The sequence below is a fragment of the Streptomyces hygroscopicus subsp. hygroscopicus genome (assembly GCF_001553455.1).
In the GTDB taxonomy this organism is placed as follows: domain Bacteria; phylum Actinomycetota; class Actinomycetes; order Streptomycetales; family Streptomycetaceae; genus Streptomyces; species Streptomyces hygroscopicus.
The window spans coordinates 1-18141 of record NZ_BBOX01000066.1 but is presented as its reverse complement, the minus strand read 5'-3'; the positions used below and the strand labels follow the sequence as shown (position 1 = coordinate 18141).

Sequence of the window (18141 nt, the reverse complement as noted above, 5' to 3'; positions counted from 1 at the left end):
GTCTGGGCCGGCTCGCCCGCCGCGAGGCGCGGCGCAGCGTGCTGGCGGCGGTCAGCGGGCTCGCGCTCGGCTTCGCCTTCCCGCCGTTCGGGGTGTGGCCGCTGTCCCTCGCGGCCGTCGCCGCCCTGGCCTTGCTCACCCACGGCCGGACCGCCCGCCAGGGCGCCTGGACGGGCTTCGCCTTCGGGCTGCCGTTCTTCCTCCTGCTGCTGAAATGGCTCAGCGTCGTGGGCTGGGACGCGGTGGTGGGCCTGTCGGTCATCGAGGCGGCCTTCCTCGCGCTGATGGGGGCGGGCCTCGCGCTGGTCTCCCGGCTGCCGGTACCGGCCCTGTGGCCGCTGTGGACGGCGTGTCTGTGGGTCACCGAGGAGTGGGCCCGCGACCGCGCGCCCTTCGGCGGCTTTCCCTGGGGCCGGCTCGCCTTCGCCAACACCGGATCGCCCTACACCCCGCTGGCCGCGCTGGGCGGCGCCCCGCTGGTCACCTTCGCCGTCGCGCTGACGGGCGGGGCGCTCGCGTCCGCCGTGCTCGTCCTGTGGCGGCTGCGCGGCGCCGGGGGCCTCTCGCCGCGCGGCGTCCTGCCCGCCGCCGGGGCGGTGGTCGTCTGCGCCGCCGTGACGGCGGCCGGATTCGCGGTGCCCATTCCCACCGCCGCCGACGACTCGGTCGACATCGCCGTGGTCCAGGGCAATGTGCAGCAGGCCGGGATGGACTTCCTGGGCCGTCCGATGATGATCCTCAACAACCATGTGAAGGCGACCCTGGACCTGGCGGAGGACGTCAAGGCCGGCCGGATCGCCAAGCCCGATCTCGTCATATGGCCGGAAAACGCCTCCGACCTCGACCCCTTTCAGTACCGCGAGGCATACGCCCGGATCGACCAGGCCGTGAAGGCGATCGGGGTGCCGGTGCTGGTCGGCGCCCTGGTGGACCACCCGACCAAGCAGGGCTATGTGCAGAACCAGGGCATCGTCTGGGACCCCCGGAGCGGCCCCGGCGCCTCGTACACCAAGCAGCATCCGGTGCCCTTCGGCGAGTACGTCCCCTTCCGCCGACAGCTCAGCAAGATCATCACCCGGCTCCAGCGGGTGCCCCGCGACTTCTACCCCGGCGACCACACCGGTGTGCTGAAGGTCGGCCCGGCCCGGCTCGGCGATGTGATCTGTTTCGAGGTCGCGTACGACGAGATCGTGCGCGACACGGTCAACGCGGGTGCCCGGGCGATCGTCGTCCAGACCAACAACGCCACCTATGGACGCAGCGGCCAGCCCGAGCAGCAGCTGGTGATGTCCAAGCTGAGGGCCATCGAACACGGCCGACCGGTGATCACCGCGGCCACCAGCGGCATCAGTGCCGTGGTCTCCCCGGATGGCACGATCGAGCAGCGGACGAAAGAATTCACGCAGGATGTGCTCACCGCGCGCATCCCGCTGCGTGACGGCACAACGCCGGCCGACCGCGTCGGTGCGATCCCCGAGTGGGTGCTCGCTATGGTGGGCGTTCTGTCCTGCGCGGCCGCGATCATGATTGGCCGTCGAGGACGTATGGACGAGAAGGGGCAGTAGCCGTGAGCGACGCACGCGAGGCCGACGAGCCGCGCCGGAGCAACGACCGTGACGATTCGCCTCGCGGGCGGAGAAGCGAACTTTCCGACGCCGTGAGCGACGCACGCGAGGCCGATGAGCCGCGCACCGAGGCCGATGAGCCGCGCACTGAGGCCGGGGAGTCGCGCACCGAGGCCGGGGAGCCGCGCGACGGAGCCGCGGAGCCCGGGGCCGGGGCCGGGGAGCCCGGGACCAGGACGGGGGAGCCCGGGAGCGTGGCAGGGGAGCCCGAGGCCACGGCGGAGTCCCAGGCCACGGCAGACGAGCCCGGGACCAAGGCGGGGGCGTCCGAGGCCAAGGCGGCGTCCGAGGCCACGGCCGGGCAGCCCGGGACCGAGGCCGGGGAGCCGCGCACCGTGGACGCGGATGCGGAGCCGCGCCGTGGCGAGGAGAGCAAGGGCATCGGGGGCCGGCGGAAGTACGGTCCGCTCGGTACGACCTTGGTGATCATCCCGACCTACAACGAGGCGGAGAACATCAAGCCGATCGTCGCGCGGGTCCGGGAGTCGGTTCCGGACGCGCACATCCTCGTCGCGGACGACAACAGCCCGGACGGCACGGGCAAGGTCGCCGATGAGCTGGCTGCCGAGGACGACCACGTCAAGGTGTTGCACCGGAAGGGCAAGGAGGGCCTCGGCGCGGCCTATCTGGCCGGTTTCCGCTGGGGCATCGAGCACGGCTACGGCGTGCTGGTGGAGATGGACGCCGACGGCTCCCACCAGCCCGAGGAGCTGCCCCGGCTGCTCACCGCGCTCAAGGGCGCGGACCTGGTGATCGGTTCCCGCTGGGTACCCGGCGGACGCATCGTCAACTGGCCCAAGTCCCGCGAGTTCATCTCCCGGGGCGGCAGCACGTACTCCCGGCTCCTCCTCGACGTGCCGATCCGCGACATGACGGCCGGCTACCGCGCGTTCCGCAAGGAGACGCTCGAGGGCATCGGCATGGACGAGGTCGCCTCCCAGGGCTACTGCTTCCAGATCGACCTGGCCTGGCGCGCCATCAAGGCGGGCTTCCACGTCATCGAGGTCCCGGTCACCTTCATCGAACGCGAGCGGGGCGAGAGCAAGATGAGCCGCGACATCGTCACGGAGGCGGCCTGGCGGGTCATGTCCTGGGGCGTGGGCTCGCGGGTCAACAAGATGCTGGGCCGCAAGGACTCCTAGTCCGTTCGGGCTTCGTTTTCGGGTCCCGCCTCTGGGCCCTGCTTCCGGGCTCCGCCTACGGGCCCTGCCTCCCGGCCCCGCCTTCGGGCCCGGGGCCGGGCCACCGGCTCCAGTGCCCGGAGCGCTCTCGCGGGCGTCGTTCTGCCCCAGGGGGCCCGGGAGTGGACCGCGCGTCGGTTCCCTGGGGCGGTTGCTCAGCGCGGTCCTGGGGGCGTCTGCTGAGCGGATCGCAGACGGAAGTCGTTCAGCGGGTCCCGGGGGCGGGGTCGAGCGTCGGTTCCCGGGGCGGTTGCTCAGCGCGGTCCCCGGAACGGAAGTCGCTCAGCGGATCCCCGGGACGGTCAGCACCGTGAGCAGCGCGGTTCCCGCGGCCAGCCAGGCGACGTAGTCGCCGATATGCCCGGACTGAAGCCGTCGTACGGGCGCGAGCAGAGCGGGCCGCCCGGTGCGGGCCGGGTGCCGCACCGCGAGCGCTGCCAGGGCGATGGCGAGCCCCGTGGAGAGCAGCCCGAGCAGGACCCCGGTCGTCTGCCAGTGCGGCGGCGGGAGCGCCGGGGTGGCCGCGGCCCGTCCGTCGAGGACCGTCCGCCGGTAGCCGCCGGTGTCGGTGAACAGCGCCCCGGCCCGGCCCACCGCGGACGCCACGGCCGGGATCGCCCCGATGGCCAGCGACGCGGTCAGCAGCGCGGCGGGCACCGCCACGAGCGGCGCCGGGATGCGCCCGAGGCGTTGGCCGGTCTCGGGCACCTCCTCGCCGGTGGTCTCCGGCTCGCCCTCCTGATCCCGGGGCCGCCTGCCCGCACCGGCGAAGATCCGCAGCCCGGCGCGCAGCACAGCGCCCCCGGTCACCGCCGACACCAGGACGTAGAGCGCGGGCAGCCATCCGGCGGTGTGCCCCGCGGCCTCCTCGGTGACGGCCTTGCCGAGGCCGGAGCCGAACGGCGGCAGTCCGCACAGCGCCAGACCCCCCACCGCGAACAGGGCGCCGACCACCGGGAGCCCCCGGGCCCGGCCGAACAGCTCGTGCTCGTCCACGGTCGCGTACCGGTCCAGCAGCACCCCGGTGCAGGCGAAGAGGGCCGCCTTCACGCCCGCGTGGCCGAGGACGTACAGCGCCGTGCCCGATACCCCCTCGGGGGTCAGTACGGCCACGCCGATCAGGAACAGCCCCGTGTGGGACACGGTGGAGAACGCCAGCAGCCGCTTGAGATGACGCTGCTGCCAGCACATCGCCGCCCCCAGCAGCGCCGTGAGGACCCCCAGCACCAGCAGGGCCCGGGTGAAGGCGGGGTGGGCGAGACCTCCGGGCCCGGCGAAGACCGTCCAGTAGACCCGGGCGACTCCGTAGACCCCGAGCTCCACCATCACCCCGGACAGCAGCATGCACACGGGCGTCGGGGCGACCGCGTGCGCGTCGGGCAGCCAGAAGTGGAACGGGACGGCGGCCGCCTTCACCAGCAGCCCGGTCGTCACCAGGACGAACGCGGCGAGCACCAGCCCGTCCGGCCCGGCCGTGTCCAGCTTCCGCCCGATCTGGGCCAGCCCCAGCTCGCCGGTACGCGCGTACAGCAGCGTGATGCCCAGCAAGGTGGCGTAGGCGCCGAGGGAGTTCACCACCCCGAAGGCCAGCGCGCCCTGAAGCGGTTTCGGCTCCTCGACCCGGAAGCCGGTCAGCGCGTAGGCGGCCACGCCCATCAGCTCGAAGAAGACGAACGCGTTGAACAGGTCTCCGGTGATCGCGAAACCGCACATGCCGGCCTGGAACACCAGGATCAGGGCGGGGAAGGAGCCGGTGTGATGGCGCGGCGGCTCGTCGAAGTAGCGCCAGGAGTAGAGGAGGACGGCGACGACGAGCAGCGAGACCAGCGCCGCGAGCCCGGCGCCCAGCGGATCGCCGACCAGCACGATGCCCACGCCGCTGCCGCCCACCGGCCGCCAGCCGCCCACCCACTCCACCGGATACGCCCCCGGCCCGGGATGACCGGCCCGGAACAGCACCAGCAGCGCGGACGCGGCGGTGGCGGCGGCGAAGGCGCAGCCGAGGAGGTCGGAGGCGAGCCGGGGGAGCCATCGTCCGGTGGCCGCCAGCACCGCCGCGCCCAGCAGCGGCGCCGCCACCACCAGCGGCAGCAGCCGCGCGGTGTCCACCCGCTCAGCCCTTCAGCTCGGACAGGGCGTCCGGGTCGACCGTGCCGTGGCGCTTGCGGAGCTGGAGGACGAGCGCGAGGAGCAGCGCGGTCACGGTCGCGCCGACCACGATGTCGGTGAGGGCGAGCGCCTGGACGACCGGGTCGACCACCCGGCTGTCCGTGGGCGCGTCGGAGAAGACCGGGGCGGTGCCGCCGTTCCGGTAGCCGACGGCGAGCAGCAGGACGTAGGTGGAGGACTGGGTGACCGCCAGGCATCCCACGGCATGGATGAGGTTCCGGCTGGTCACCAGCCCGTAGACACCGATCAGAAAGATCCATCCGGCGACCAGGTACGGCAGGACCGTCACGCTCACTCCCTCTTGTCGTCTCGGTTGTCGTCGTCCCTGGACGCCCCGGACGCCTCGGGCCCCTCGGACTCCTTGGGCCTCCCGCACCCCCTGGGCTCCTCGGACTCCCTGGGCTTCCCGGGCCCCTGGGACTCCCGGGGCTTCTCGATCTCCCGAGGATCGCCGGACTCCTCGTCTTCCCCGGGCTCCTCGATCTCCACGGCCTGGTCCAGGAAACGGGCCAGCAGGACCACGACCCCGCTGGCCACCTCCAGGCCGATGGCCGCGTTGAGCAAGGGCACCGTGCCGCCCGAGGACAGGGTCGCCAGAGTGCCGAACGGAAGGACGTTGGCGAGGAACGCCGACCCCGCGAGGACGGCCGCGAATCCGGTGACCACGTAGGCCGCCTCGCCGGCCGCCTCCCCGATCTCGTACACGGTCAGCGGCCGGACCCGCTCCAGGGCCCGGTAGTCGGAGGCGACATAGAGAAGATGCAGCGCGGTGGCCGTGACCACCCCGCCCTGGAAGCCGCCCCCCGGGCTGATCTGACCGTGCGCGATCACATAGAGGCCCACCAGCAGCGCGAGGGGCAGCGTCAGCAGCGCGAACCGGCGCACCCGGGGGTGGACCACGGCGGGCTCGGGGGTCTTGCGGCGCTCGTCCTGGGTCTGCCGGAGCAGTACCACGGCGCCGAGGACGGCGGCGAAGAGGATGGTCTCCTCGCCGAGCGTGTCGAAGGCGCGCAGATCGAAGTTGACGGACGCGATGACATTGGCCGTGTGGTGGTTCAGGGAGGCGCGCACGGCCCGCACACCGTAGGGGTGGTGGCCGCTGCCGAACGCCGGCAGGCCGAAGCAGGCGACGGCGAACAGCACGGCGAACCCGGCCGCGCCCACCAGGAAGACCCACAGCCGGAACCGGAAGCTCATCGCTCGCGCCCGGCCGGCTCGTCCGCGCCGTGGTCGTTCCCCGAGCGGCGGCGCACCTTGCGCACGGTCAGCAGGATCATCAGGGGCGTCACCGCGGAGCCCACGGCCAGCTGCGAGAGCGCGACGTCCGGCGCCTGGAGAAAGGTGAACAGCAGGGCCAGCGCGAGCCCGAGGAAGGACAGCACCAGCGCCTGCCGCACCGGGTCCCGGTTGAGTACGGCGGCGGTGGCGGCGCCCGCGACCAGCAGCAGCGCCACGACGATCAGTACGTCCGTCATGCCGTGGTGCCCCCGTCCCCGCCACGGGCGCTGGTCACCACGCTGCCCGCGATCAGCAGCGCGCCGACCAGCAGCAGCTTCGCCATCGCCCGGCCCGGACCGGTCGCCACGCACAGCGGCAGCACCGTCGCAGGCACCCCGATCAGCGCCGTCCACTTCACCAGCCGAGAGTCGGGCAGGACGTCGAGGAAGCGGGCGTAGATCAGCGTTCCGGTGGGGCCGAGCACGCTGACCACCAGCGCCACATCCGTGTACGAGGGGCGGCCGAAGCCCTGCGCGGCCAGCAGCAGCGCCAGCCCGGCCAGCAGCGAGACGAGGTTCTGGCCAACCAGCCGGTCCTTCGCCGGGCCGTGGGCGATCCGCCACAGCACCGGCCCGAGCGCCAGCAGCGGCACCAGTGCCGCCGCCAGCCAGCCGTCCGAGGTGCTCACTGTGCCGCCACCGCCCGGCGCCCGGCGCGGGCGAGCAGCGCGGCGGCCAGCGCGGCGACCGCGCCCACCAGGACCTCCAGCGGGTCCACGGTGCTGATCAGCACCAGCCAGATCCCGGTCAGCGCGATCCACCACACCAGTACCTCCAGCACAGCCGCCATTCGACACCTCCGCCCGACACCCTCGCCCGGCACCTCCGTCCGTGCCCGGCACCTACGCGGCGGGCGGGTACCCGCGACCGCCACCGCCGATTCCCCGCGGCGTCCATCCGGGTCCACCCGTCCACCCGTCCACCCGGTCCACCCGATCCATCCGGCCCATCTGGCCCATCCGGCCCCTCAAGGACCCTCCGGGACCCATCGGACGTTGGAACCCGTGAGATCCCCTCGGCTACGCGGCCCCGGGCTCCGGATCACGCACCGGCCCGGGCACACTTGGAGGCATGATGACCGGCGCATCGCAGCAGAGCGACCCGACCCGCCCGAAGCGCTCACGCGCCCGCACCTTCCTACCGCTGGGGATCGCCGCCTGGCTGGTCCTGGAGATCTGGCTGCTGACCCTGGTGGCGGACGTGGCCGGCGGGGTGACCGTCTTCCTGCTGCTGGTCGCGGGCGCGGTGGTGGGCGCGGCCGTCGTCAAGCGCGGTGGCCGCCGGGCCTGGCAGAGCCTGGCCGGGTCGATGCGGCCGGGCGCCCAGGATTCCTCGGTGCGGCCCGGGAGCTCCTTCACGATGCTCGGCGGGCTGCTGCTGATGCTGCCGGGGCTGCTCTCCGACGTGGCCGCGCTGCTGTGCCTGTTCCCGCCGACCCAGGCGCTGCTGCGGCGCCGCGCGGAGGGCGCGCTCTCGCGCCGGATGGGCTTCGTGCCCGGATCGCCGTCCGACCCCTTCCGTCAGGCCCGCGAGGAGTGGGAGCGCCGGGACGGGCGGGAGCGTCCGGAGCAGGGCACGGTCATCCAGGGCGAGGTGATCCGGAACGGGAACGACCAGGGCCAGGACGGTGAAGGGAAGCCGGGTCCGGGGCTACGGCCGCGCGACCGGGGCTGAGACACCGGCTGTGCCGCGTATCCGGCGTATCGGGGACAGCCGGATACGTACGCGTCGGCACCCCGGGACCCGCGGGCACCCAGGCATCCGGGTCCGGCGGGCGCCCAGGCACCCCGGGTCCGGCGTGCGCCCAGGCACCCCGGGACCGGCGGGCGCCCAGGCACCCCGGGACCCGCGGGCACCCAGGCACCCAGACACCCGGAATGCGCGGGCACCCGGAATGCGTGGCCACCCGCACGCCCGGATACCCGGAATACGTGCAACAAGGGCCGGGGCCACTGCTTCAGCAGTGGCCCCGGCCCTTGTTGCCTCAGTGTGCTGCCGTGTTGCCTCAGTGCTGCCGTTGGATCAGGCAGACTTACGGGTGTCCCGCGGATGCACGGCGATGTTCATGGCACCGGAGCGCAGGACCGCCAGCCGCTCGGCCAGCACCTCCTCCAGCTCCTCGCGGGTGCGCCGCTCCATGAGCATGTCCCAGTGCGTGCGCGCGGGCTTGCCCTTCTTCTCCTCGGGGCCGTCGCCATCCACCAGGAGTGCCATGGCGCCGCACGCCTTGCACTCCCACTCCGGCGGAATTTCCGCCTCTACCGAGAACGGCATCTCGAATCGATGGCCGTTCTGGCATGCGTACTCCACCGCCTGGCGCGGGGCCAGATCGATGCCGCGGTCGGTCTCGTAGCTGGTCACCACGAGTCGCGTGCCGCGGAGAGCTCGCTCACTCATGAATCGTGCCTCCCGGGCTTGTCGCCCACAGGACAGGTGTCGCTGTCGTCGTCATCCGGTCAACGTCCGGTCGGCGGTGAAGATTCCCGTATTGGGACATGCGTCGCCCGTCGTGCCGCCCCGTTGTTCTACCCACAGGCGCCCGGTTTGTCACATCTGGCAGCAGATGTCACCCAGCGTTTCTGGTACTTTAGCGCGCAGTAACGGTCCGCCTGGTAGGCCGAGGTAGTACACTACCGCCCCTACCGCGTCAGCTCTAAATCAGGTCCCGGACCTGCAGTTCGGGGCCTGATTCAGAGCCGCCGCGTGCCACGGTCCCGGAGCCCCTCCCGGCCGGTGCGGGAATCGCGAAGACGCGCAGGAAGAACTGCGACAGCGGCCCGATGGCCAGCGCGAACAGCACCGTGCCCGCCCCCACCGATCCGCCCAGCGCGAAGCCGGTGGCCAGCACCGCCAGCTCGATCCCGGTCCGCACCAGCCGGATCGACCACCCGGTACGCCGGTGCAGGCCCGTCATCAGCCCGTCCCGCGGACCGGGGCCGAACCGCGCCGAGATGTAGAGCCCGGTGGCCGCGCCGCACAGCACGATCGCGAAGACCAGCAGTGGAATCCGCACCGCCAGGGCGTCCGGCTCCGGTACGAGCCACAGGGTGGCGTCCACCGTCGGCCCGATCACCAGCACGTTCGAGACCGTGCCCAGCCCCGGCCGCTCGCGCAGCGGGATCCACAGCAGCAGTACGGCGGCGCCGACGACGATCGTCACCGTGCCGAACGACAGCGGGATGTGCCCGGCGACGCCCTGGTGGAACGCGTCCCAAGGGTCCAGGCCCAGCGTGGCGCGCAGTTGGAGCCCCATGGACACGCCGTACAGGACGAGCCCCACGTAGAGCTGGGCGAGACGGCGTGGGAGGCGATCGGACAACGCGTACTCCTGTTTGTGGGTGAGTGGCCTGCGGGGCCTGGTGCGAGTGGCTGCGGCGTCTGGCCTGACTGGCCTGGGGCGCCTGGCATGACTGGCCTGCGGGTCTGGTGTGAGTGAGCTGGGACATGACACTCTGTGGCCCGGAACCAGTCCAGTTCCATGGCCAATCCCCGAAAGGTGGACCGCAACTGATGAGCCCATGGACCTCCGCGGTCGGGGCACCGCAACTGGCCCGGCTGCTCGCGTCACAGCACACCCGCGACGGCGTGGCCGCCGAGGCCGCGGCCTCCCTGCCCGCGGGGCGCCGCATCCCCGCGTACCGCTCTCTCGCCGACGGCATACGCCTGCTGATACTGGAGGGCCGGGTTCCGGTCGCGGCCCGGCTCCCCGCCGAACGCGAACTCGCCGCGGCGCTCGCGGTCAGCCGCACCACCGTCGCCGCCGCCTACGAGGCGCTGCGCGGCGAGGGGTTCCTCGAATCGCGGCGCGGCGCCGGCAGCTGGACCGCCATGCCCGCCGGAAGCCCGCTGCCCACCCGGGGGCTGGACCCGCTCCCGCCCGAGGCGGCGGCCTCCGTGATCGACCTGGGCTGTGCCGCGCTGCCCGCCCCGGAGCCCTGGCTCACCCGCGCCATGCGCGGCGCCCTCGACGAACTGCCGCCCTACGCCCGCACCCACGGCGACTACCCCGCCGGGCTGCCCGCCCTGCGCCAGGCGCTCGCCGACCGCTACACCGCCCGCGGCATACCGACCATGCCCGAGCAGATCATGGTCACCACCGGCGCCATGGGAGCGGTCGCCGCCACCTGTCGGCTGATGGTCCGGCCCGGGGAGCGGGTCGCCGTCGAATCACCCAGTTACGCCAACATCCTCCAGCTGATGCGGGAGGCGGGCGCCCGCCTCGTTCCCGTCGCCATGGCCGACCGGCTGGAGGGCTGGGACATCCCGTCCTGGCGCCAGGTCCTCAGCGCCGCCGCGCCCCGGCTGGCCTATGTCGTCGCCGACTTCCACAACCCCACCGGTGCCCTCGCGCCCGAGGAGCAGCGCCGCCGGCTCGTCGAGGCCGCCCGCTCCGCCGGAACGGTCCTGATCGCCGACGAGACCATGGCCGAACTCCTCCTGGACGGCGAGGTGGCGCCGCCCCGCCCGGTCTGCGCCTTCGACCCGGCGGGCAGCACCGTGATCACCGTTGGCTCGGCGAGCAAGTCCTTCTGGGCGGGGCTGCGCATCGGCTGGGTGCGCGCCGCGCCCGATGTCATCCGCAGCCTGGTCGCCGCCCGCGCCTACGCGGACCTGGGCACCCCCGTCATCGAACAGCTCGCCGTCGCCTGGCTGCTGAACACCGGGGGCTGGGAGGAGGCCATCGAGGTCCGCCGGGCGCTCGCCCGCGACAACCGCGACGCGCTCGTGGACGCCCTCCGGCGCCATCTGCCCGACTGGGAGTTCACCGTCCCGCACGGCGGGCTCACCCTCTGGGCCCGCACCGGCGGCCTCTCCGGCTCGCGCATCGCGGAGGCGGGCGCCCGGCTGGGGGTCCGGGTGCCGTCGGGGCCCCGCTTCGGGGTGGACGGCGCGTTCGAGGGGTACGTACGGCTGCCGTTCACCGTGGGGGGAGCGGTCGCGGAGAAGGCCGCCACCCGGCTGGCGGCGGCCGCCGACCTGGTGGCCACGGGCGCCACGCTCGAGGCCGAGTCGCCCCGGACATATGTGGCCTGACCCGCCGTGACCCGCCGCGACCCGCCGGATCCCGGCGTACCCCGGTGGGTCCAGGCATGCCCCGGTGGGCGGTCCTTCGGCGGGGGTCCGGTGTGTCAGCCCCCGGTCGGTGCCGGGGCCGGGGGAGCCGCGGGGTCCTGGGCGGGGAGCAGCCGGAGCACTGCCTGCCGCTCGGCCTCGCTGGTCGCCTCGTCGTACGGATCGGGCGTGGCCGGCACCTGGAGGCGGTGCACCGGGCCCGCGCCGAGACGGGCGTAGCCGCGGCCCGGGGGGACCTCGGGCGTCGGTGTGGTGTGCGGCGGCGCCCCGAGGACGGCCGTGACCTCCTCCAGCGAGGCCGGGCCGAGGACCACCCGGGCCCGGGTGTGGCTCCGCACCACCTCGCTCAGCCCCTCGGCGGCGTCCAGCTGTTCGGCCACCACGACCCGTACGTTCGCCGCCCGGCCGTGCCGCAGCGGCACGGCCAGCAGCTCCTGCGGATCGGTGCGGCCGTCGGCCGCCGCGAGATGGCTCATCACCGACGGCCGGTCCAGCAGGATCCACAGCGGACGCTGGATGTCCTCCGGCGGCGGATGCCCCAGCTGGCGGGCGCGGTTGGCGGCGATCAGCCGGCGCTCGGTCTCATGCCCCGCCCACTCCAGCGTCGCCAGCGCCCCGGCCAGCCCGCACTCCACCGCCAGCACTCCGGCCCGGCCGCAAAGACACGCGTACTCGCTGGTGCCGCTGCCGTCCACCACCAGCACCTCGCCATGGGGGAGCGCCTGGAGCGCGATGGACCGCAGCAGGGTCGTGGTGCCGCTCCCGGGCTGGCCGAGCGCGAGCAGATGCGGTTCGGTCGACCTGGGGCCGGTGCGCCAGACCACCGGCGGTACGTCCTGGGTCTCCGGCGTGTCCCCCGCCGCTTTCCCGGTTTCCGCGCCCGGCGCGCTCTCCTCGGCCCCCGTGCTCCCCGTGTCCGGTTCCGGGCCGGTCAGTACCGGTAGGGTGCGCTGTACCGATGACGGGTCGGTGAAGCCCAGCACCGTCTCACCGGGCGCGGTCACGAAGCGCTGGGCGTGGATCGCGGTGGACAGGGCGGGCAGCACGGTCAGGGTGAGCCGGTTGGCCTCCTCGTCCCACTCGAACAGATATTCGCGACCGCGTCCCGACTTCGCGTACAGCAGCTGCTCGATCCGGGTGCGGGCCGCGGGCTCGCCGTCGGTGAAGTACGCGGGGTAACGCAGGCGCAGCCGGGTGAGCCGTCCGCTCTCGTCGAAGGTGAAGGAGTCGAACACCTCGGACCAGTCGCCGCCGTGGCTGTAGAGCGGACTGGGATCCTCGGCGGCGGAGAAGTACGGCACCAGCGCGTCGTAGAGCGTGCGCAGCCGTTCGGTGGCGTCCGCGCCGGGCGGCCCCGGTTCGGTGGTGGCACGCTCCCGCCCGGCCCAGCCCGCCGCGCAGATCAGGCCGACCGCCGCCGTCAGCGGCCCGTAGGGCAGCAGGTAGAGGACGAAGCCGCAGGCGGCCACCAGGAAGAACACCGGTCCGCGGCGGTCGCCCGGCAACTCCACCCACTTGCGCCGCCCGGCGGCGGCGAGCACGCGCACCCCCCGGGAGAGCGCGACCAGTGGGTGGAGCACATCGGCGACGCCGTCGGCGGCGGTGCGGGCGAACGCACGCCCGCGGACGAGCGGGACGAGCGGGGTGTCCGCGGCGCTGCCGAGGCGGAGGCGGGGGAGCGGTCTCCGGGCCACGTCAGATCTTGATTCCGCCCAAGAGGCTGGCGAGGCTCGCACCGCCCGCCTTGATGCTCGGCGCGATCGCGGTGGAGGCGAGGTAGAAGCCGAAGAGCGCGCAGATGACGGCGTGCGACCCCTTCAGGCCGTCCTTGCGGAAGAAGATGAAGACGACGATGCCGAGCAGTACGACACCGGAAATGGACAGGATCATCACGGTCTCCTGGCTGATGGGGGACGGTCAGTCACCATGAGGTGTTCCAGGATCACAGCATGTATCCGTCGGGCGAAAGGTGCAATTGGGTGGATTATCGGTGTAATCACCACGATGGGTGCGTGGCGGTACGAGGCAACCGTCCCTCCCGGACTGGCCGACCGTCTCTCCGCCGGGCTGGCCGACCGTCTTTCCTCCGGGCTGGGCGGCCGTCTTCCCTGGGCGGGTCGGCGGTCTTCCTCGGGCTGGGCGGCCGTCTTCCCTGGGCGGGTCGGCGGTCTTCCTCGGGCTGGGCGGCCGTCTTCCCCGGGGCGGTCGGCCGTCCTCCTTAGGGTGGGTGATCACATGTCCAGGTAGCGAAGCCGGAGGCGACAGGCCATGACCGAATCGAACCCCGAGAGCGAGCCCGCCCACGACCCGGAGGTGCTGCAACTGGCGGCCAAGGTCTTCGACCTGGCCCGGCACGGTGACACCGATACGCTCGCCGCCTACGTGGACGCGGGTGTCCCGGCCAACCTCACCAATGACAAGGGCGATTCCCTGCTGATGCTCGCCGCCTACTACGGACATCCCGCGACGGTGTCCGCCCTGCTGGAGCGCGGTGCCGACCCCAATCGGGTTAACGAACGGGGTCAGACCCCCATCGCTGGGGCCGCGTTCAAGGGTGAGGAGGAGGTGCTGAGGGTGCTGCTGGCCAAGGGCGCCGATCCCCGGGCCGGGTCGCCTTCGGCCGTCGAGACGGCGCGGATGTTCGGACGGGAGGATCTGCTCGCGCTGTTCGGGGCATCGGGAGCTGAGTAGGGGAGTAGCGGAGGCGCGGCAGGGGGGGGGCGGAGCGGTGGGGGCGCGGCGGTGGCCGTTGAGTCGGCCGCCGTTGAGCGTTCACGTCGCCCCTGACCGTTCACGTCGCTCCTGACCGTTCAAGAAGTGAAGCACCCGGTGAGCCGTCAGGAGCTGGCGACGCTCACCGGGCTCAGCTCCGGTTCGGTCAGCGACGGCGTCGGCGCACTGCTCGCCGACGGACTGCTCGCCGACGGACTGGCGGAGAAGGCCGGGTCCGTCGGGTCCGACGGGTTCATTGGGTCCGACGGGACCGGCCTGGGACCCCGATGCCGTGGCGTTGGGTGCGGCGCCCCTGCCACTGGTGCGCTTCCTCTGCGCTTCCTCGCCGCTGGCGGGGTGTGCTGAGGGTTCGACTTCTGTCGGTTCAGGGGGAGTTGGCCTGGAGCGTACCTCAAATTCTTTGAGGCGAGAAGGTCCAGACCTATTGACATGCATCGAACAGGGCTGGACATTGTGTCTCCCCGGAGGTGACCGATGACGGCCCAGGCGCACGCAGCCCCGCTCACGCCGCGCACCGATGTGCGCGATCCCCGGCGTGGCAGCCGATCCTCAGTGGCGTGCACGCGCTCCTTCCACGCCCCGCTCAGCCGTCAGGAACTCGGCCCCCACGCCGTGACGTTCGGCCCCGCCACCCTCCTGGCACGCCGCCTCCTCGCCGAGGGTGCGTATCCGCTAGCCGAGGGCGCGTATCCACTCACCGAGGGCGCCTACCCGCCCACCCGTCGCCAGCCGGCGCCGGCGCGCATCCGTGCCACCCGTATGGCGGTGCCGTAGCGCCACGGGCCCCGGCCGTGCCCCGGCCCTCCCAGCCCGTTCCCTCCGGACACACCTTCCCGACCGGACCGGCACCCACCGGTCCCATCCCCCCACACAGGAAGGCACTACCGTTCCATGAGAAGGACCTTGCGCAACACCGTGATCGGTCTGCTGTCGGCGACCGCGCTCGCCGCCACCCCGTGGCTCACCACCCCGGCCACGGCCACCCCGCAGACCGCTGCCGCCGCCGAATTCATCGACAACTTCGACGGCCCGGCGGGCAGCGCGGTCGACGGCTCCAAGTGGGGCTACGAGACCGGCGACAACGTCAACAACCATGAGCGGCAGTACTACACCGACGGCGCCAAGAACGCGGCGCTGGACGGCAACGGCAACCTCGTCATCACCGCCCGCAAGGAGAACCCGGCCGACTACAACTGCTGGTACGGCCGGTGCGAGTACACCTCCGCCCGGCTCAACACCGCCCAGACCTTCACCACCGCCTCCGGCCACGTCGAGGCCCGGATGAAGCTGCCCCAGGGGCAGGGCATGTGGCCCGCCTTCTGGATGCTCGGCAACGACATCGGCAGCGCGGGCTGGCCCAACTGCGGCGAGATAGACATCATGGAGAACGTGGGCTTCGAGCCCAGCACCGTCCACGGCACCATCCACGGTCCCGGCTACTCCGGCTCGGGCGGCATCGGCGCCGGTTACACCCTGCTGAACGGCGCCAAGTTCTCCGACGACTTCCACACCTTCGCGATCGACTGGGCGCCCGACAAGATCACCTGGTCCGTCGACGGCAATGTCTACCAGACCCGCACCCCCGCCGATCTGAACGGCAACCGCTGGGCCTTCGACCACCCCTTCTACCTCATCCTCAACCTGGCCGTCGGCGGCTACTGGCCCGGCGACCCGGACGGCAGCACCACCTTCCCGCAGCAACTGGTCGTCGACTACGTCAAGGTCACGGGCGGCAGCTGACGTTTGGGCGGCGGCTGGTACACGGGCGGTAGCTGACGGCGGCAACTGACGGCGGCAGCCGGTGCGGAGCGCCCGGCGACGGCGCTCCGCCCGCGCCCCATCACCTTTCCGCCACCCTTCCGTCTCCGCCCCCGCCCCGGACTCGGTGTCCGGGGCCGGGGCGGTCAGGCATCCCGTCAGACCTGATCCGGGGCCGCGTCGAGTTCCCCGGCGGCCATCCGCTCATCGCCGGTAGCGTGCCTCCATGAACATCGGTGATGTGGTCGAGGACTTCGAACTGCCCGACGAGAGCGGCACCGTACGCTCGCTGAGCGGGCTGCTGGCGGACGGCCCGGTGGTGCTCTTCTTCTACCCGGCGGCCTTCACCCCCGGCTGCACCAAGCAGGCGTGCCACTTCCGGGACATCGCGGCGGAGTTCAAGCAGCTCGGCGCCCAGCCGGTTGGGGTCAGCGCCGATTCGGTGGAGAAGCAGGCGGAGTTCGCCCATGCGTACTCCTTCGGCTATCCGCTGCTCTCGGACCCGGAGGGGACCGTGCGGGAGCGGTTCGGGGTGAAGCGAGGGATCGCGGCCGTGCCGACCAAGCGGGTCACCTTTGTGATCGGCACCGATCGCACGGTGCTGGAAATCGTCAAGAGCGAGTTCCGGATGAGCGTGCACGCGGACCGGGCGCTCGACGCCCTGCGCCGGAGGAACGGACAGGGCGCATGAGGCCGCGCCCGGCCCCGGCCCCGGCCCCGCGCCGGGGCCGGGCGCGGCCGTAACCGAGCGGGGCGGACAGCCGGAAAACAGGTGCGGGGGCAGCCCACCAGGCCGCCCCCGCATACGTGGCAGCCCCTGGCAAGCACTGGCCAAACGTGGAGGAGGCACACCGCCCATCGCACCAGCCCCCCGGGGCCGGTCCCGGTGCCCGGCCCCCAGGGGCGGCGTGACGGTCGGTCCGCCGGTTGGTCGGGTCCCGGGGCGGTGTGGCGGTCGGTCCGCCGGTTGGCCGTACCCCGGGGCGGCGTGACCGTCAGCTGGCGGGTCGGTCCGGCTCCGGGGCGGCGCGCCCCGTGGTCCGGCCCGGGGCGGCGCGCCCGGTGGTCCGACCGTCGGCGTGACCGTCAGCCCGCCGGTCGGCCCGGCCCCGGCGGCGTGGCCGCAGCCGTGGCCCGGACCGTACGAGCGTGCCGTCAGCCGAGCCGCTCGAAGGTGAACGAGAACGCGGCGGGCACCGCGTCCAGCCGGTACTGGTCCAGCACCCCCGGCCCGCAGGACTGGCTGCCGATGCCGTGCTGCCCGTGGTCCAGGTTCACCCACACCGTCTCGTCCGACGCCTTGAGATCCGGTGTGTGCTCGGCCGCGTCGAGCTGCTCGGTGGTCCAGCGGCGCGCGGTGAACCAGAAGTCCGGCTCGCCCTCGATCCGCACCCCCGAGCCGTCGGGCGCGGTCAGCCGCACCCAGCGGACACCGGCCCGTGCGCCGTTCTCCTGCGGGCGGACGTACGGCGTCTGGAGCTCGTCCACCGACAGTGCCCACCGCCCGACCCGGGCGGCGGCGCGGGTGTCCGGATACGCCTCACCGGGACCGCCGCCGAACCACTCCGCGTCGCCCAGCGCGGCCGGGAGTCCCAGCCGCAGTCCCAGGCGCGGCAGGGGGCAGGTCCACTCGCCCAGCGGGGTTACCGAGACCGCCAGGCTCAGCCGTCCGGCCGCGTCGGCGGTCCAGCGGTAGACGGTGTCCAGCCCGATGTCGACGGCGGCGGGCGCCACCCGGGCCCGGACGGTCAGCGCACCGTCCGGCGCCGTCTCCACCGCGTCGGTCCGGTGCCGCACCCGGTGCAGTCCGAACCCGCGCCAGATCAGGCCCCAGCGCTCGTCCGGCTGCCAGGACGCGCCGTTGTCGTTGTCGGTTGGCGCACGCCAGATGTCCAGCCGGGGCGGTTCGGTGACCGGGAGGCTGCCGAGGGCTGTCAGGGCGCCGGTGGCCGCGTCGAAGACGCCGGGGCCGAGTACGATCCGGCCGCCGTCGCGGCGCGGTGCCTCCCCCGAGGCCGAAGCCGGGGCCGAGTCCGAGTCCGAGGCCGAAGCCGAGTCCGAGGCCGAGCCTGAGACCGAGGCCGAAGCCGGGGCCGAGTCCGAGTCCGAGGCCGAAGCCGGGGCCGAGCCCGAGCCCGAGCCCGAGCCCGAGCCCGAGTCCGAGTCCGAGGCCGAGCCCGAGACCAGAGCCGAGACCGAAGCCGAGGCCGAAGCCGGGGCCGCAGCGCGTGGCCGGTCGGTGCGGGGGGCGGCGGGAAGCTGGGCCCAGGCCACCGTGTGGCCCGCCTCGGCCCATGCCGTCGCGGTCGCGAGCCGCGCCTCGAT

General features: G+C 73.1%; 19 protein-coding genes and 1 pseudogene. 9 read left to right on the top strand and 11 right to left on the bottom strand.

Features of this window, described 5'->3' with window-relative positions:
• Positions 1-2 precede the first annotated feature (2 nt).
• On the top strand, positions 3-1565 hold the full coding sequence (lnt, locus tag AXW62_RS08415; RefSeq protein ID WP_252368539.1) for an apolipoprotein N-acyltransferase: 1563 nt from the start codon (positions 3-5) through the stop codon (positions 1563-1565).
• A 395-nt stretch (positions 1566-1960) separates the two neighbouring features.
• On the top strand, positions 1961-2767 hold the full coding sequence (locus AXW62_RS08410; protein WP_079115529.1) for a polyprenol monophosphomannose synthase: 807 nt from the start codon (positions 1961-1963) through the stop codon (positions 2765-2767).
• Between the two features lie 321 nt (positions 2768-3088).
• Here AXW62_RS08410 and AXW62_RS08405 read toward each other — a convergent pair whose 3' ends face one another.
• The 6 genes and pseudogenes from AXW62_RS08405 to AXW62_RS44405 all read right to left on the bottom strand — a co-directional run bounded on the left by AXW62_RS08405 (position 3089) and on the right by AXW62_RS44405 (position 7042).
• The gene (locus tag AXW62_RS08405) at positions 3089-4915 is read right to left on the bottom strand and encodes a complex I subunit 5 family protein (RefSeq protein ID WP_060943950.1); all 1827 of its coding nucleotides are present in this window, start codon (positions 4913-4915) and stop codon (positions 3089-3091) included.
• 4 nt (positions 4916-4919) lie between these two features.
• Positions 4920-5264 carry a sodium:proton antiporter gene (locus AXW62_RS08400; RefSeq protein ID WP_060943949.1) on the bottom strand — a complete coding sequence of 115 codons (345 nt, stop codon included), beginning with the start codon at positions 5262-5264 and terminating at the stop codon, positions 4920-4922.
• A 164-nt stretch (positions 5265-5428) separates the two neighbouring features.
• A pseudogene (locus AXW62_RS08395) lies at positions 5429-6172 on the bottom strand (MnhB domain-containing protein); the annotation flags it as partial.
• Positions 6169-6450: a Na(+)/H(+) antiporter subunit B gene (locus tag AXW62_RS08390; protein ID WP_030843067.1), complete on the bottom strand. Its 282-nt coding sequence runs from the start codon at positions 6448-6450 to the stop codon at positions 6169-6171. The pseudogene AXW62_RS08395 and the gene AXW62_RS08390, both read right to left, overlap by 4 nt.
• Positions 6447-6881 carry an MrpF/PhaF family protein gene (locus tag AXW62_RS08385; RefSeq protein ID WP_060943948.1) on the bottom strand — a complete coding sequence of 145 codons (435 nt, stop codon included), beginning with the start codon at positions 6879-6881 and terminating at the stop codon, positions 6447-6449. Before AXW62_RS08385 ends, AXW62_RS08390 begins: the two co-directional genes overlap by 4 nt.
• Positions 6878-7042: a hypothetical protein gene (locus tag AXW62_RS44405; protein ID WP_164502488.1), complete on the bottom strand. Its 165-nt coding sequence runs from the start codon at positions 7040-7042 to the stop codon at positions 6878-6880. The genes AXW62_RS08385 and AXW62_RS44405 overlap by 4 nt, the downstream gene beginning before the upstream one ends.
• A 284-nt stretch (positions 7043-7326) precedes the next feature.
• Here AXW62_RS44405 and fxsA point away from each other — a divergent pair, with 284 nt between their 5' ends.
• A complete protein-coding gene (gene fxsA, locus AXW62_RS08380) occupies positions 7327-7926 on the top strand; it encodes an FxsA family membrane protein (RefSeq protein WP_060943947.1) in 600 nt (199 codons plus the stop codon).
• A 348-nt stretch (positions 7927-8274) separates the two neighbouring features.
• Here the strand turns inward: fxsA and AXW62_RS08375 are convergent, their stop codons facing one another.
• Both AXW62_RS08375 and yczE read right to left on the bottom strand, forming a co-directional pair.
• On the bottom strand, positions 8275-8649 hold the full coding sequence (locus AXW62_RS08375) for an RNA polymerase-binding protein RbpA (protein ID WP_014056358.1): 375 nt from the start codon (positions 8647-8649) through the stop codon (positions 8275-8277).
• A 256-nt stretch (positions 8650-8905) separates the two neighbouring features.
• A complete protein-coding gene (gene yczE / locus AXW62_RS08370) occupies positions 8906-9571 on the bottom strand; it encodes a membrane protein YczE (RefSeq protein WP_060943946.1) in 666 nt (221 codons plus the stop codon).
• 191 nt (positions 9572-9762) lie between these two features.
• Here yczE and AXW62_RS08365 point away from each other — a divergent pair, with 191 nt between their 5' ends.
• The gene (locus AXW62_RS08365; RefSeq protein WP_060943945.1) at positions 9763-11286 is read left to right on the top strand and encodes an SCO1417 family PLP biosynthesis transcription factor; all 1524 of its coding nucleotides are present in this window, start codon (positions 9763-9765) and stop codon (positions 11284-11286) included.
• Positions 11287-11381: 95 nt separating this feature from the next.
• On the opposite strand, the gene AXW62_RS08360 is transcribed toward AXW62_RS08365, so the two are convergent.
• Both AXW62_RS08360 and AXW62_RS08355 read right to left on the bottom strand, forming a co-directional pair.
• Positions 11382-13019 carry a hypothetical protein gene (locus AXW62_RS08360; protein WP_060943944.1) on the bottom strand — a complete coding sequence of 546 codons (1638 nt, stop codon included), beginning with the start codon at positions 13017-13019 and terminating at the stop codon, positions 11382-11384.
• A 1-nt stretch (position 13020) separates the two neighbouring features.
• Entirely contained in the window at positions 13021-13215 is a 195-nt protein-coding gene (locus AXW62_RS08355; protein ID WP_030843047.1) for a hypothetical protein, read from the bottom strand.
• Positions 13216-13593: 378 nt separating this feature from the next.
• Between AXW62_RS08355 and AXW62_RS08350 the strand changes: the two genes are divergently transcribed.
• The 5 genes from AXW62_RS08350 (at position 13594) to AXW62_RS08330 (ending at position 16507) form a co-directional block, all read left to right on the top strand.
• On the top strand, positions 13594-14016 hold the full coding sequence (locus AXW62_RS08350; protein ID WP_030843043.1) for an ankyrin repeat domain-containing protein: 423 nt from the start codon (positions 13594-13596) through the stop codon (positions 14014-14016).
• Positions 14017-14142: 126 nt separating this feature from the next.
• The gene (locus AXW62_RS08345; RefSeq protein ID WP_079115527.1) at positions 14143-14403 is read left to right on the top strand and encodes a hypothetical protein; all 261 of its coding nucleotides are present in this window, start codon (positions 14143-14145) and stop codon (positions 14401-14403) included.
• Positions 14404-14532: 129 nt separating this feature from the next.
• On the top strand, positions 14533-14832 hold the full coding sequence (locus AXW62_RS08340) for a hypothetical protein (protein WP_060943942.1): 300 nt from the start codon (positions 14533-14535) through the stop codon (positions 14830-14832).
• Positions 14833-14949: 117 nt separating this feature from the next.
• Entirely contained in the window at positions 14950-15798 is an 849-nt protein-coding gene (locus tag AXW62_RS08335; RefSeq protein ID WP_060943941.1) for a glycoside hydrolase family 16 protein, read from the top strand.
• A gap of 244 nt (positions 15799-16042) precedes the next feature.
• Positions 16043-16507 (top strand): peroxiredoxin, encoded by a 465-nt coding sequence (locus AXW62_RS08330; protein WP_030843025.1) that lies wholly within the window; start codon positions 16043-16045, stop codon positions 16505-16507.
• Positions 16508-16971: 464 nt separating this feature from the next.
• On the opposite strand, the gene AXW62_RS08325 is transcribed toward AXW62_RS08330, so the two are convergent.
• The coding region (locus AXW62_RS08325; protein WP_502688773.1) for a beta-galactosidase small subunit at positions 16972-18141 on the bottom strand (1170 nt) is incomplete at its 5' end.

Bases quoted from the DNA above. Each gene is read 5' to 3' on its own strand.
- AXW62_RS08375 (WP_014056358.1), bottom strand. From the start codon at position 8,649: ATGAGTGAGCGAGCTCTCCGCGGCACGCGACTCGTGGTGACCAGCTAC.
- AXW62_RS08335 (WP_060943941.1), top strand. From the start codon at position 14,950: ATGAGAAGGACCTTGCGCAACACCGTGATCGGTCTGCTGTCGGCGACC.
- fxsA (WP_060943947.1), top strand. From the start codon at position 7,327: ATGACCGGCGCATCGCAGCAGAGCGACCCGACCCGCCCGAAGCGCTCA.
- AXW62_RS08355 (WP_030843047.1), bottom strand. From the start codon at position 13,215: ATGATCCTGTCCATTTCCGGTGTCGTACTGCTCGGCATCGTCGTCTTC.
- AXW62_RS08350 (WP_030843043.1), top strand. From the start codon at position 13,594: ATGACCGAATCGAACCCCGAGAGCGAGCCCGCCCACGACCCGGAGGTG.
- AXW62_RS08365 (WP_060943945.1), top strand. From the start codon at position 9,763: ATGAGCCCATGGACCTCCGCGGTCGGGGCACCGCAACTGGCCCGGCTG.
- AXW62_RS44405 (WP_164502488.1), bottom strand. From the start codon at position 7,042: ATGGCGGCTGTGCTGGAGGTACTGGTGTGGTGGATCGCGCTGACCGGG.
- AXW62_RS08340 (WP_060943942.1), top strand. From the start codon at position 14,533: ATGACGGCCCAGGCGCACGCAGCCCCGCTCACGCCGCGCACCGATGTG.
- AXW62_RS08330 (WP_030843025.1), top strand. From the start codon at position 16,043: ATGAACATCGGTGATGTGGTCGAGGACTTCGAACTGCCCGACGAGAGC.
- AXW62_RS08390 (WP_030843067.1), bottom strand. From the start codon at position 6,450: ATGACGGACGTACTGATCGTCGTGGCGCTGCTGCTGGTCGCGGGCGCC.